Consider the following 15151-nt stretch of genomic DNA (forward strand, 5'->3'; position numbering starts at 1 on the left):
GTAAAGTTGAGTCTGTCAGTTTAGTATTTGATTGACTGGTTCAGCCCATTAAATTAGAGGGATATTTTATGGGAACAAAAAAACGGTGTCACGAAATCGATTGCGCAAATAACGCAATCGATTGACTTTTATTTATTGAAATTCACTTTGTCACTTTTTTAGTACAAAAAACAATGTTTCTTTAGCTTGTAAAGGTTGCTGCTTTAGAATAATAAGCTGCACACCACCTAAACAATAAAGAGCCCTAGATCTGAAGATCAAAGGCTCTTTATTCTCGTATGAAGGAGATTCCTTATATATTGCGGCTAATTTCCCCAATTTTGATTTGCTTTATCCCCCATCACAAACTCCAAGGTACCACCTTTCAACACATCGGCATGGGTCAACTGTGGAACGTTCAGTGGCTTTCCATTTAATTTAGCAGACTGAATGTATTTGTTTCTTGCCGATGCATTCTTGCCGATAATAACAAAAGACTTACCATTAGGAAGCTGTATGCTCACCTTCTGGAAAAATGGAGATCCGATGCTGTAGGACGTCAAACCCGGGGTAACCGGATAGAAGCCCATTTGTGAAAAGACAACAAAAGCAGACATTCCACCACCGTCTTCATCTCCCGGCACCCCCATTAAATCGTTTCTAAACCATTCCCCGATCAGCTTGCGTATCCTTTTCTGTGTCATCCAAGGTTGTCCAGCATAGTTATATAGATAAGGAATATGCAAAGCCGGCTCGTTTGCCATGGAAAATTGTCCAACATTACCTGTATGATCTGGAAGCTGCGCATAAAAATCAAATTTTGACCGACCCAAAGGTTGCTGGAACATCTCATCAAGGTACTTGACAAAAGATTCATTTCCTCCCATCAGTTTGATCAGATCGGGAATATTATGCTGCACATCCCAGCGGTAGATCCAGGCATTGTTTTCACCGTAATATTCCCGTGCTCCCTGTCCGCCAGAAAACACATAGTCAAAAGGCATGATAAAATTTCCCTTGTCATCTTTGGGATGGAAAAATTTGGTCTGCTCGTTGAAAAGATTTCTATAATTGAAAGATTTCTTCATAAATAACTCATAGTCAGCCTGAATACCCAATTCTTGCGCAAGCTGTGCCAAGCACCATAAATCGTAAGAGGTACCCAAGGTTACTGCGACCGGTTGTCTCCGTTCAAAACCGTTTACTTCGGGTATGGTTTCTTTTTCACCTGGATACAATGCTGGGATATAGCCTTTCTCCTTAAAAAATTCGTCTAGTTTTCCTGCGGCCTTACCGGACCATGGAGCCAAAGTCTTTTCTGTAATTGCACCTTTTGCAGCCAGATACGCTTTCTTGATATCAAAATTGCGCACTCCTTTGCGATAAGCATCCAATAAAGTTGCTACACCATGATTGGAATTCATCCTTCTACTATCGCCGGTAATCTCAGGGAAAGTAGGCAACCATGGCTGCTCCATTTGCTCGGACATCCGGACAAAAGAATTGAGGATCATGGACTCTGTGTTGGGATCCAAGAGTACCCGTAATGGGTGATGTGCCCGGTAAGAGTCCCAGATCCAGTCATCTGTAAAAAAAGGTTTACCTTCGTCCTGATGTACCTTTCCGTCGAACGCGCTGTGATAGCGACCATCTTCAGAAATGTTGACAGGTCTTTCGTAAGTGCGGTATAAAGACGTATAAAACACGTGCTTATTGGACTCATTGTCGCCCTCTACAGCAATTTTACCTAAAGCATCGTTCCATATTTTACGTCCTTTTTCAGCCAGCTTCTTTTGGTCAAAGTCACTGATTTCACGCTTCAAATTGGCTTTTGCTTGTGCCGCATCAATAAATGAAACGCCATATTTCATACGTAAGCTAGTCCCTGCTTGATTAAACTCCAGTACCAGGCAAGAATTCTTACCAGCAACTTCAGTGGCATTTTCCAATTGTTGGCCTTGCAGTCGCTTCACGGCAAAAGGTTTGGATTCGGGAACGGCATAAATATACACATGCGTGCCATTACCAATATCCTGCATACCCGAAAGTCCCTGACCGTCCCATTGAAGTTTCCCCTCCTGTGAATTGAACTGCAGGTATTTTGTCGAAGTTGACGGAAAAGTAAAGGTATACATGCCCGACTGATGCGACAACGCGTAGTCTACCTGAATATTCTCTTGATCCAGTAACACGGAATACGCATACGGATGAATTTCCTCTTGATCGTAACTGTACAATTGTACCGGTTTCAAATCGCCTGGCAATTTCACCATTGGGCTAAGGTTGAAAGCCGATCTTCCACGATGGCTTGTAACGATAAGTGGCAGACCAAACAGACGATCTGAAGTATAGTCTCCCCGCTTAGGATAAACGCGCAAAAGGCTGTTTGGCAAGTGAACCGTTGGGTAGGTTGGTACCAATAAATGACTGATGTTTCCCATGTATGGGTTAACATAATCAACATAATCTTTCGTCATTCTAGCTTGGGAAAAACCTTTTAGCATACTGACCGAAAGAAAAACAAAACAGCATAATGTACGCAATAATCTTTTTGTTTTACGTTTGATATTCTTTGTTAGCATTTTAAACAATTAAGTGTTCGATGGTTTAAGGGCAAAACATATGTTCTGCCCTTAAAGTTAATTTTTTTTGACAACATATCATCTTTGTGTCTACCAAAATCAAAATTGGATCTCTAAAAACAAAAATTTTTATTGTTACTTATCAAATAAACTAGATAAAATCCTGTATACTGACACAAATAAGCGTTTATTTGATAATTTATTCGAAAAATTAAAAATGAATTCTATTTTAATTTTATTCAACCTAATTTTGAGATAATTACAAACTAAAAACCAATTTTTATGGATATAAACTAACAAACATGCGAAATGTTTAACCATTTCCAAATCGATTTGTTCAACGGTGCTTTACAATAATCATGTTGACCTCAATAAATTACCTATAATTGTGACAAGGATCTTCAACAAGCAGGCATATACTTTTGTTAAAGTTTTAAACTGATTGCTATCTCGTAACATTCGAAGCTCTTTTGCAACTATAATAAAAAATAATGTTTTCATTAAAATAAAAGAAGAAGGCAAATATTATACGCAGATCTTGACCTTATTTAATAAAATATGTAATATTGAAAAAAAGTTACATTCCTAAACCCTACCAACCCAAGGAATTCAACTTCACGCTATCATATCATGAAAAACGATAAATATCCAGCTCATAATGATGCAAGCTTGTTAGCTCGGCTCCGAGAAGGCGATTTAGAGGCTTTCAATATTTTGTATGATAAATATTGGTCTTTACTTTTAGATGAATCTTACAAAAGGCTCGAAGATTTGGCTTCCTGTGAAGAGATTGTTCAGGATGTATTTATTGAACTTTGGGAACACTGTCCCAGTAGAGAAATTCACAACCTGAAATCCTACCTCATTGCATGCATGAAATACAAAGTCTTTGAAACCTATAAGAAAAACAAACGCAGAAATATCCTTATCGAAGAAAATCATCACCTTTATCGAAGTTATGAAATTCTGGAAGGAGATCAGTATGCCGAAAAGGATTTAAAATCTTTAATTGAACAATGGGTAGCCAATCTCCCACAAAAAAGAAAAGAAATCTTTAAAATGAGATACTTAGATGGACTTACCACAAAGGAAATTAGTGATTTGACAGAAACTTCCCAAAATACAGTTCAAAATCACCTCGGAGTATCAATTCAAAAATTAAAAAAACTTGTTATCCAACATTTTTTGACGCTACTATTAATTTTATACAACTGTAAATAAGCAAATTACAAATAAACACCAATTTAGACTAGTACATTTTTTCCTGTTAGGGGCACTATTTAAGTGAACATTGTACTAATCATATGCAATATCCTAACCAAGAGCTCGAAAAGCTAATTGACAAATACTTAAAAGGCGAAGCCAATTCGGAAGAAATAGACGTCGTGGAACGTTTTTTCGATTCATTTTCATCCCGACCGAATTTAAGCAAAACACTACCCGATCATGTACAGAAAGCACTCAAAGCACGCATTCATGGCAGAATTATAAAGAAACTGACTCGGAGGAATCAGAAAATATTCAATTTCCCTAGAATTGCAGCAGCTGCAGCTATCCTCTGTATCGCTTTTACATCTCTTTATCTTTACAAAATTACGCAATCAAACAATCAAGAACTAACGCTAACAAACGGACAACAGCAGCGAATTGTTCTAGAAGACGGTACAAAAGTTACACTTAATGCGTCGAGCAAAATAATCTACCCCGCCTCATTCAAAGATTCCAGCACACGTGAAGTTACTTTGATCGGGGAAGCATTTTTCGATGTCGCCAAAAATCCATCCAAGCCCTTCCTTATTCATACACCAAGGATGGAAATTAGCGTTCTGGGAACCGCTTTCAATGTGCGCGATTATGCCGAAGAAAATAATGCCGAAACAGCTTTGGTACGTGGCAAAGTATCCATTTGGAAAAAAGGAACTGACAATCAGAAATTTATATTAAAGCCCAAAGAAAAGTTTGTGATCAGAAAGGTAAATGGAGTTGAAAAGGAATTCCCATCGACAACTACTAAAACCGCATCGGCTCCCATGGCAATAGCTATTCAGCCATTTTCCATCTCTGAAAAAGACGGATCCGCTTTAGAAACCGAATGGTTATTAAATCGGATTACCGTTCAAGATGATAGATTATTGGATATCGCCTTAAAACTAGAGCGCATGTATGGCGTGGAAATTAAAATTACAAACAAAGCAGTTGCCAACCAACGCTACTCAGCAACATTCGAAAACGAACAACTAGAAAATATCCTAAAAGCATTACAAACTGTCAATTACTTTCAAATTAAAAAAACGGGGAAAAACCAAATACAACTACTCTAAAAACAATCAACCTATATAACTCACATGAACAAAACAAAACCCAAATTTAGAAAAGAGTCGAGATTGGCTTTACTGCTCATTTGTCTTAGCGCCATGCATATACAGAGCTTCGCCTATTCTCAAACTGAAAAAATTGATGTCTCCGTCCAGGGAGGAAAACTCGAAGATGTATTTCAAACAATCAATGACAAGAGCAAATACAAAATGTTCTTTAGCAAATCGACTCTCCCAAACTCGACAATCAATATTGTTGGAAAGAAAATCAGTGTAAAAGATCTTCTTTCCCAGTCTCTGGCCGGGAGCAACCTAACATGGGAAGTATTGGACAATGATATTATCGCTATAAAAGAAAAAAAACAGAATCAGCAACACATTGCGGGCCAAGTAGTCAATGAAAATGGAACGCCTTTGGCAGGAGTATCTGTTATCATAAAGGACTGGCAAAAATCAGAATACCGCAATATGCAAACGAGTACCGCAACGGATGTCAATGGACAATGGGGACTGCGTATTCCAAATGACGATGTCATTATTACTTTTTCTTTTATTGGTTATCAGAAGGTTGATATCACTGCGAAGCAACTTATTGCCAATTCTACTCCTATTAAACTGAAACCGGAAGAAGGAAGCTTAGAAGAAGTGGTTGTTATTGGCTACGGTACGACAACACGTAGATTGAATACGGGATCAGTTGCTTCGATCACAGCGAAGGACATTACCTCTCAACCTGTAAGTAATCCCCTTGCCGCACTATCGGGAAGAATGTCCGGTGTATTGATCGCCCAAAACAATGGTGTGCCCGGAAGTGCCGTTCAGATTCAGATTAGGAATCAGGCGTCATTAAGTGGAACGACCTCAGGTTCAATACCGCTATACGTGGTTGATGGAGTTCCCTTTACCAATTTTAACGGTGGACAACCTGCAACGGATAACCTCAATTCATTTGGGATCTCAGCTTCTTCAGGCGGCTTAAGTCCCTTCAGCATGATTAATCCAGCGGATATTGAACGTATTGATGTCTTGAAAGATGCCGACGCTACAGCGATCTATGGTAGCCGGGGCGCAAATGGTGTCGTTTTGATCACCACAAAAAAAGGATCTGCAGGTCGTACTCGCATTGGTGTCAACTTTAACACCGGATTTACCGAGGTCAACCACTTTATCCCTATGTTGAACCTAGAACAATATCTCACACTAAGAAAAGAGGCTTTTGCTAATGCTGGAGTTACACCTACAGCCGATAACGCTCCAGATCTTATGTTATGGGATCAGAACAAATCGACAGATTGGCAGAAAATGCTGATTGGAAACAAAGGACATATTACCGACGTTCAAGCGAATATGTCTGGTGGAAAAGAATCTACCCGCTTTTTCTTTAATTCGGGATATAGACGCGAGAGTACTGTTTTTTATGGGGATAGCAAAAACAGTCGCTTTACCTCACGGTTAAACTTAGATCACACCTCTTCTGACAAAAAATTCAATGCCGCTTTATCAGTTAGCTATGCCAACGACAATTCGGATATGCCTTCCTCTGATGTCACTTCACTCTACAATTTGCCCCCCAATTATCCAATCTATGGTGACAATGGAAAATACTATTGGTTACCGTCATCAGCTTTTATTGACAACCCAATCGCCTTGCTCGAACGGAAATACTTTGGTAATACCAATAATCTGATCTCAAATGCCAATCTGAGTTACAAAATTATACCTGGACTGACTGCAAAAGCAAATTTTGGCTATACCATCACACAGTTGAACCAAAATAATCAACGTCCAATTACTTCCTTAAACAACACCGTCTCCAACCCGCTTGGATCTTCCAGTTTCTCTAATACAAAGGCCGAAAATTGGATTATTGAACCGACATTGGATTATGTAAAAAGTATCGGCGAAGGTAAATTTACGGCATTAATTGGAACAAGTTTTCAGCAAAATTCATCCCGTTCACAGACAACCAATGGTTCTAATTATTCAAACGATGCACTTTTAGGTTCGCTCAGTGCCGCAGGATTATTCACTGCCAGCAATAACCTCGTATATTACAAATACAATGCACTATTTGGAAAAGTAAATTACGACTGGAAAGAGAAATATTTGTTTAATGGAACTTTTAGAAGAGATGGCTCATCTCGTTTTGGACCTAAAAACCGATTCGGAAATTTTGGAGCAATAGGGCTAGGATGGGTCTTTGGAAAAGAGGATTTTATACAAGATAATCTAACGTTTTTAAGTTTTGGTAAATTGAGAGCGAGCTATGGAACTACAGGTAATGATCAAATTTCAAATTACCTTTATCTTCCACTCTACTCTTCAACAACCGCATATCTGAATAATCCTTCCATGAATATTGGAACACTTCCAAATGAATATATCAAGTGGGAAACAACCAAAAAACTGGAGTTTGCTTTAGATCTAGGTTTCTTGAAAGATCGAATTTTGTTTACTGGAAACTTTTTCAGAAATCGTTCTTCTGACCAGATAACTGATTTAGTTTTAAGTACTCAAACGGGCTACAACAGTTACAAAGAAAACCTACCGGCATTGATCCAAAATACAGGCTTGGAATTGGAGTTGAATACCACCAATATTACAAATGAAAATTTTACATGGAAAACATCTGCTAATTTCACGTTTTATAAAAACAAACTTGTCGAATTTCCTGGAATTGAAAACACATTTTATTCAAGTAGCTTTCTAGTTGGTGAGCCGCTCAATATGATCCGTTTGTATCACTATCAAGGTGTAGACCCCACAACAGGAAGAGCGTTATACGAAGATCGCAATGGCGATGGGGCTATAACGGGCGATGACCGATACATTGCTAACTTAGGCACACCTTTCTATGGCGGATTTAACAATACTTTTTCTTACAAAGGCTTCGAGCTGGGGGTATTCTTTCAATTTAACCACCGCTTTGGAGTAACTAAAATCCTCAATACGAGACCTGGTGCTATGCTCAACCAAAATGATTACTGGTTGGACAGATGGACATTAAATAACAGTAATACCAATATCCCGGGAGCAATTATCCCGACAGTACCAGCATCTTCAGCTGATGGAGTTGCATTAAGCAACTCTTATAATCAATATACCAGCTCTGATGCTGTCTATGGGGATGCTTCCTATATTAAATTGAGGTCTGTCAATTTATCTTACAACCTGCCCAAAAGCTGGACTTCGAAATTAAAAATGTCTAATTGTAATGTATTTATGCAAGGGCAAAATCTCTTTACATGGGCCAAGAACAAATATGTCCTGGATACCGAAACGACCGTGCAAGGCGGTCCATCTGGTTTAGGAACGGGAACGATTGCCCAAGTATTGCCTCCATTGCGGACGATTGTATTTGGATTTAACTGTCAATTTTAAAACTAGAGATCATGAAATTAAACATCAATAAAAATATACTATTATTAGCAATTACTAGTGGAACTCTTTTGACTAGCTCCTGCGAAAAATTTGTGGAATTAGGCGCTCCGCCGACACAAGTAGTAGCTGGCGAAGCATTCTCCACAGATGCTTCTGCAAATAGTGTCATACGCGGATTGTATACCACAGCATTAAGCATCAATCTCGCCGGGACTTCAACCTTTTATACGGGAATCGCTGCAGACGACCTTCAATACAATGCGGCTGATGCAAATACCTCGGAATTCGCCAGCAATAGCCTGCTGAACACAAATGGGAATATCGCTAATTTCTGGTCAAATTGTTACCAACTTATCAAGAATGCAAACAATGCTATATCAGGTCTCGACGCATCCACCAGCCTTACCCCAAGTGTAAAAGATCAGCTCCTGGGCGAAGCGAAATTTTTTAGGGCCTATACCTATTTCTATCTCGTCAACCTTTATGGTGATGTGCCATTGCAATTACGTGATGACCTACACGCTTTTGAAGATGCAGTTCTTCCACGAACTTCGGCACAGCAAGTATATGATCAGATTATTGCTGATCTTAAAGATGCGGAAAGTAAGATGGCGACGGCCTATGATGCAACAGCAAGCCCGAGAGGAAGAGCTAACAAAACTGCTGCAAGTGCATTATTGGCAAGAGTTTATCTTTACCAAAAGGATTATCAAAATGCCGAATCTTATGCGACCAAAGTATTACAGTCATCTGATTATGGCATGCCGACACCAGATAAAAATTTTGTAAACTCGAGTAATGAGGTTATCCTTCAACTTGGCAATCAAACGGGAGTAACGACATTTGGCTCCAATTATATTACCGCGGCTACAGCTACACCCAGCTACACCCTACCGGACGCTGTGTATAATAGCTTTGAGACATCTCCGACGGTTGACTTAAGAAAAACAAATTGGACAAGTTCAAAGACGGTCTCCAACAAAATCTATTATGCCATAACCAAATATAAAGTATCCTCGGGAACAGGTTCCGAATACCATATTATGCTTCGCTTAGCCGAGCAGTATCTTATTCGCGCGGAAGCGAGGGCTAAACTGGGAAAACTTGCCGAAGCCCGAACAGATGTGGATGCTGTCCGTTCTCGCGCTGGACTTACAGGACTTAATTCAAGCTTAAACCAAACACAATTACTATCTGCAATAGAAATGGAACGTCTGCACGAATTTTTCGGTGAGTTCGGCCATCGTTGGCTCGACCTCAAGCGTACCGATCGTGCTACCGCTGTATTATCTCCAATCAAATCAAACTGGCAGGCCACGGATGTCTTGTATCCCATTCCACAAGCCCAGATTTTGATCAACAATAAACTGACACAGAATCCAGGATACGAAGATTAATGAATTTAAAAAATCATACAGACAAAAAATGAAAACAAAAATCTTAACGGCTGCGTTGGTATTTTCGCTAACAGCATCTTTTGCACAACAACCAGCAAAAAACAAATACCAACAATATCTTCCAATTATAGAAAAAGGTACGTTGGTACAAAAGGATTCGCTCGCGAATGTATTAATGAGCGAGCTAAAGACTTATAAGTCTGAAGAAGATTACCGCACGGCGATCAATATTCTGCGCTCTTTAGGCAAAGAAGATCTTCAAACATCGGTCGAGGAACTGGCAAAGAAAAAATACCCAAAAGGATCACTAACCCGCGATGCCTTTATAACCAATGTTTTTTACACTGCCAGTACGCCATTGGCGAAAGAGAAAGCGTATAATGAACTTATAAAAAAGTGGCCAGTTAAGAACTTCAGCGAAGAGCCCCTCACATATGATTATGTAGTGGCTACTTTGGCACAGAGTTTTGCCAACGACGGAAATTCACAAAAAGCTGTACATTATTTAGGCGAATTGAAAGAACGATTCTGGCGCGGAAACGGCTATATCCCTGTGGGACAAATTTTATTGAGTGCGGGCGACACGGCAACTGCTGCACCGCTCTTAAAAACTGCCATGGACGATAGCTATTATTATTTAACGCTTCCAGAGAATGAAAAAGACAATAAAGCCCGCTTTGCAGGCATGGGCTATACGAGCTCCATGTCAGCTTATGTCAATATCCTTGTTGCACAGAAAAAATATGCGGAAGCACTCAATTATATCGAGAATGCTTTAAAAGTTGCTCCGGAACAAGCGGATGGACTTGCAATGGTCTATTACAAATCACTAATGGGTACTGGAAGAAAGCTAGAGGCCTATAATATTCTGACCAAATTATATGCTAAAGGGCAGTTTGCTATCGAAAATGATCTTAAGAAATTGTACACCGAATTAAACGGTTCTGATCAAGGCTACGAACGTTTTAACGCATCCTTGAAAACAGAATTAACGCAAAATATTCGTAATCACATTAAAGAGATGGCAACTTTTAAACCTGCACCTAATTTTGAATTACTCAATCTTAAAGGTGAAAAAGTATCCCTAGCCAGTTTAAAGGGAAAAGTTGTCGTATTGGATTTTTGGGCAACTTGGTGTCAGCCATGTATCCGTTCATTCCCAGGAATGAAGGCAGCACAGGACTCTTATGCAGATGATAAGGATGTACAATTCTTATTCATGAATACCTGGGAGCGCGATAAGAACTATAAAGAAAATGTGATATCCTTTATCGCCAAGAATAACTATCCTTTTGAAGTGCTCTATGACGATCAAAAAGATCCACAAACAGGAGAAGTTATGGCCGCGAAATTCGGAGTCAAAGGAATTCCAGCAAAATTTATTATTGATAAGGAAGGAAATATACGTTATTTTCTTACGGGATCTACTCCAAATGTAGATTATATTAAATTAGAAATGAAAGAGCTCATTGAAGCTGCTAAAAAACCTTATAAAGGCTAAAAAGAAGGGGGCGTTCAAAAAGATTGAACAGCCCCTTCTTTTTATGATCCAACCAACTGTAGTCCAGCCAACTCCTGAGCGTAAAAGAAGAATTTTTGTCGGCTTTAAGACTTTCTTAATATTGTGGATCCGATGAATCTGCCGAAATGAGCCATACAGCACATAAATTTGAGCTGTCAACAAAAACAAATCTGCCTCAGCAGCCATACCTTTGTTGCCATACAACAAGCAGATGACAACAAGAAACAGCAGGAAGAAATGGCTTATATTTTTGAAAATAACAATCCTAGGACTGGCAGTTCTCATCGCTCTTATCGGACTATATATGATGCATCCACAATTCGGCAAAAGACCCTCGGGTGAAAGACTTCAACGCATACAGTTATCCAAGCAATATCGGGACGGTAAATTTCAGAATAGCAGCCCTACACCACAGCTTACGCAGGCCTGGACGGTCGCCCTATACGATTACTTTTTTAAACGCTCGAACGAAACAAGTCCCAGACACACTATACCAACAGTGGATATCGACTGGGAAAAGTTGTTACGTCAGTCGCATGGCCTTGTTTGGTTTGGTCATTCTTCCTATTTCCTTCGTCTCGATGGTAAGAACATACTCGTCGATCCAGTCCTTAGCGGCAGTGCTTCGCCTATCCCAGGAAGTGTAAAAGCGTTTAAGGGAGCCGATGTCTCTACCGTATCTGCCCTACCGCCGATTGACTATCTATTCATATCACATGACCATTATGATCACATGGATTACAAGACGTTAAAGGCACTACAACCCCGGGTTGGAAAAGTCATTGTTGGTCTTGGTGTTGGCTCCCATCTTGAATATTGGGGATATCGTCCTGAACAGATCATCGAAAAAGATTGGTGGGACGAAATCAACTTGGGTGATGGTTTCAGTGTAACAGTTGCACCCGCCAGACATTTTTCAGGCCGCAGCATATTTTCTGCCAATACATTATGGGCATCCTATGCGCTCCAGACACCTTCCATGCGGCTCTATTTAGGCGGGGACAGCGGTTACGATAACCACTTCAAAGAGATAGGTAATCAATTGGGTCCTTTTGACCTGGCTATATTGGAAAATGGTCAATATGACCTTAGCTGGAGACATATACACATGATGCCAGAGGAGGTTGTCCAAGCGGCACATGATCTCAAAGCCACCTTGCTATTTCCGGTTCATTCGTCCAAGTTTGTATTGGCCAATCATGCCTGGAATGAACCTTTAGAACGTATTTCCAAGGAAGCAATACGACAACAACAGCCCTTGCTTACCCCCATGATCGGCCAGGTCATCGACCTCGATCAGCCCCCTTTAACACCTAGTTATTGGTGGCGGAAATAGTTTTAAGCAACGGAATTGATAGTCGCTGGTGTTATGCCAAACTTCTCCTTGAAAGAGGCATAAAAATGAGAAAGGTTTTCAAAACCCAGATCAAGATAAAAATCTGCAGGTTTTTGCCGCTTATTTTCAATTAGATAATAAGCCTCAGAAAGACGTCTTTCTTGCAGCCATTTTCGGGGCGATGTCTGGAATATTTTCTCAAAATCACGTTTAAAGCTTGCTAAACTCCGCCCTGTTAGTTTCGCAAAGTTTTCTAAAGGTACATTGTACCGATAGTTTTTAACCATAAACTGCTCGAGATCAATTTTATGCGGCTCTGAAAAGTCAAAAAGCAGGTCTTTTAACTGTGGATAACTTTCCAACAACAAGGTGATCAACTCGTAGATCTTTATGTTTTCCATCTGCGGACTTACTCGGTCGATGGCTTCTGCATAAGGGGTCAATGACTCAAAATAACTTTTTATAAACAGGTTACTTTCCAGTACAACATTGGACTCACCCTGATACTTTTTGTCTGAACTGAGGTGATGATCCATTGCGTATTGCTTCAGTCGATCCGCTTGCAACAAGACGGAAACAGATTTATAGACATTATTTTCTGCAGGATATTTAAAAGCTTTGGCCAATTGGTTTCTACGGGCAACCACAATCTGCCCTTCTGTTGCTACCAATTTTCCTTTTTGATGATCCAGGTGCGTTTCGCCAGACATCTGGAAAAAGACCACATGTTCGGAAATAAACTGTTCATGCCCAAATGCTTTCTCGACATAACAGGAATACAAAAAGGCATTCCCAAAATCTCTCTCTTCCATGCTCAATACGATTTATTTTAAACGGCTGTGCGACTATGGGTACCAATCGCTAAAATCAGTCCCAGTCTAAAGGTAGCAAATATCTCATACCTTTTGCAAAGTCTAGTTGTCCAAAAGCTCAAAATATATTTGCCGCACAGCTCAAATCAAATCGCAAAAAATGCCACACAGAAATCCACCAATTTTAATAAAGCCTGCGGTTCAATCAAGACACTTCTCGTCCATAAAAATTTGTATTTCATTACGAAACCATTCGGACTGATTACTATTTCTTCCATTAGGCTTAAATAACACAAACATGGCCTACCTTTACAGCATAACAACTTCATAAATTATGTCCAAAATTTCACATGCTCTACTTTACTGCCTATCTTTTCTTTTACTGGGCAACACGCTATTTGCACAATCCGTTTTTTCAAAGAAGGTCCTCGAACAGAGTCAGCTCGACTTTGTCAATCTTGGATTCGGTATGTTCATCCATTATGGCATGCCGACGTTTATGGAACAAGATTGGTCGGATCCCAATGCCGCACTTGAACTGTTCAAATCGCCAAAGCTCAATGCAGTTCAATGGGCGAAGGCGGCCAAATCGGCCGACATGACCTATGGTTGCCTAACCACCAAACATCACAGTGGCTTTCCGATCTGGAATACCAAAACAACAGATTATAATGTAATAAATACGCCTTTACATCGTGATGTTGTTAAAGAATTTACGGATGCTTTCCGTAAAAATGGTTTGCGTGTTATGCTGTATTATTCCATTCTGGATATGCATCAAGGTATACGTCCACATACCATTACCAAAGCACACATCCAATTGATCAAATATCAGCTGACGGAATTGTTGACCCAATACGGGGAAATCGACGCCTTGGTCATTGACGGATGGGATGCCCCTTGGTCGCGTATTTCGTACGATGATGTTCCTTTCGACGACATCTATTATCTTGTCAACCGAAATGTTTGTTGATGGATCTCAATTCAGCAAAATACCCAGGTGATGCGTTGTTTTACACCGATATTAAATCCTATGAACAAGGTGCGGGTCAATTTATTTCTAAGGAGCACAACAAACTTCCGGCAATGGCCTGTCTTCCTTTACAACAAAATTGGTTCTGGAAAACATCATTTCCGAACACCCCAGTTAAAAACGTCAATGAATTGGTCGAGAAATTTGTCATTCCGTACAACAACGCGTATTGCAACTTTATGCTGAATGTAGCACCAAATAGTGATGGTCTGATGGATCAAAATGCACTTGATGCACTGAAGACAATCGGTACATTATACAAAAATAAACCCAAATACATTACCAAGTTATCAGGCACCAATAGTCGACCACAATATGGCCAAACAAGTACCTTCATACAGTAGCTGGAGCGAAGATATGAACATTATGGATTTTGCCAACGACGATAACTTTGGTAGTGCCTGGGTCTCCAATCCGGCAGTCAAAGGTGAAGTATGGTATGAAGTGGATTTTGAACGTAGTAAACCTTTCAATAGTGTTGTTATTACCGAAGGAAAAGACAATCCTTCACAGTATAACTTATCCTATCTGAAAGATGGAAAAAGGCACCCTATCGAGGTTACAGCGGTACAACAGGGCCGCATCAAGATCTTCCGCTTTGATGAAGTATTGGGACAAAAATTACGCTTTAGCATCAAACCTGAAAAAGGCCATGCGGTCGTAAACGAGATTGGCGTTTACCAAGAAAGACGTTAACAAGCCAAAAAACTTTCATCACACTAAACAATACACCCTTAGTAGTAAAAAGAGGCTCCTTGCAAATGCAGGGAGCCTCTTTTATTGGAACGAATAAG

At 39.9% G+C, this 15151-nt stretch carries 11 protein-coding genes; 9 read left to right on the top strand and 2 right to left on the bottom strand.

Annotated elements, in window-relative coordinates:
• Positions 1-305: 305 nt before the first annotated feature.
• Complete coding sequence (locus B2O97_RS18135; protein ID WP_286767825.1) at positions 306-2561, bottom strand: GH92 family glycosyl hydrolase; 2256 nt, start codon at positions 2559-2561, stop codon at positions 306-308.
• Between the two features lie 630 nt (positions 2562-3191).
• Between B2O97_RS18135 and B2O97_RS18140 the strand changes: the two genes are divergently transcribed.
• The 6 genes from B2O97_RS18140 to B2O97_RS18165 all read left to right on the top strand — a co-directional run bounded on the left by B2O97_RS18140 (position 3192) and on the right by B2O97_RS18165 (position 12512).
• Positions 3192-3782: an RNA polymerase sigma factor gene (locus tag B2O97_RS18140; RefSeq protein WP_204990787.1), complete on the top strand. Its 591-nt coding sequence runs from the start codon at positions 3192-3194 to the stop codon at positions 3780-3782.
• Between the two features lie 83 nt (positions 3783-3865).
• Positions 3866-4882 carry a FecR family protein gene (locus tag B2O97_RS18145; protein WP_204990788.1) on the top strand — a complete coding sequence of 339 codons (1017 nt, stop codon included), beginning with the start codon at positions 3866-3868 and terminating at the stop codon, positions 4880-4882.
• Between the two features lie 24 nt (positions 4883-4906).
• Positions 4907-8257, top strand: a complete 3351-nt coding sequence (locus tag B2O97_RS18150) for a SusC/RagA family TonB-linked outer membrane protein (protein ID WP_286767826.1) — start codon at positions 4907-4909, stop codon at positions 8255-8257.
• Positions 8258-8268: 11 nt separating this feature from the next.
• Positions 8269-9654: a RagB/SusD family nutrient uptake outer membrane protein gene (locus B2O97_RS18155; protein WP_286767827.1), complete on the top strand. Its 1386-nt coding sequence runs from the start codon at positions 8269-8271 to the stop codon at positions 9652-9654.
• 28 nt (positions 9655-9682) lie between these two features.
• Entirely contained in the window at positions 9683-11155 is a 1473-nt protein-coding gene (locus B2O97_RS18160; protein WP_286767828.1) for a TlpA disulfide reductase family protein, read from the top strand.
• 232 nt (positions 11156-11387) lie between these two features.
• Positions 11388-12512 carry an MBL fold metallo-hydrolase gene (locus B2O97_RS18165; RefSeq protein ID WP_286767829.1) on the top strand — a complete coding sequence of 375 codons (1125 nt, stop codon included), beginning with the start codon at positions 11388-11390 and terminating at the stop codon, positions 12510-12512.
• Between the two features lie 2 nt (positions 12513-12514).
• On the opposite strand, the gene B2O97_RS18170 is transcribed toward B2O97_RS18165, so the two are convergent.
• Positions 12515-13324, bottom strand: a complete 810-nt coding sequence (locus B2O97_RS18170) for a helix-turn-helix domain-containing protein (RefSeq protein WP_112373432.1) — start codon at positions 13322-13324, stop codon at positions 12515-12517.
• A 334-nt stretch (positions 13325-13658) separates the two neighbouring features.
• Between B2O97_RS18170 and B2O97_RS18175 the strand changes: the two genes are divergently transcribed.
• The 3 genes from B2O97_RS18175 to B2O97_RS18185 are packed head-to-tail and all read left to right on the top strand — an operon-like array spanning position 13659 to position 15053.
• Positions 13659-14297, top strand: a complete 639-nt coding sequence (locus B2O97_RS18175; protein ID WP_236560138.1) for an alpha-L-fucosidase — start codon at positions 13659-13661, stop codon at positions 14295-14297.
• Positions 14297-14701 carry an alpha-L-fucosidase gene (locus B2O97_RS18180; RefSeq protein ID WP_286767830.1) on the top strand — a complete coding sequence of 135 codons (405 nt, stop codon included), beginning with the start codon at positions 14297-14299 and terminating at the stop codon, positions 14699-14701. The genes B2O97_RS18175 and B2O97_RS18180 overlap by 1 nt, the downstream gene beginning before the upstream one ends.
• Positions 14673-15053: a discoidin domain-containing protein gene (locus tag B2O97_RS18185; RefSeq protein WP_286767831.1), complete on the top strand. Its 381-nt coding sequence runs from the start codon at positions 14673-14675 to the stop codon at positions 15051-15053. Before B2O97_RS18180 ends, B2O97_RS18185 begins: the two co-directional genes overlap by 29 nt.
• The last annotated feature ends 98 nt before the right edge of the window (positions 15054-15151 follow it).

It is taken from the genome of Sphingobacterium sp. UBA865, from assembly GCF_002295765.1.
Taxonomy (GTDB): domain Bacteria; phylum Bacteroidota; class Bacteroidia; order Sphingobacteriales; family Sphingobacteriaceae; genus Sphingobacterium; species Sphingobacterium multivorum.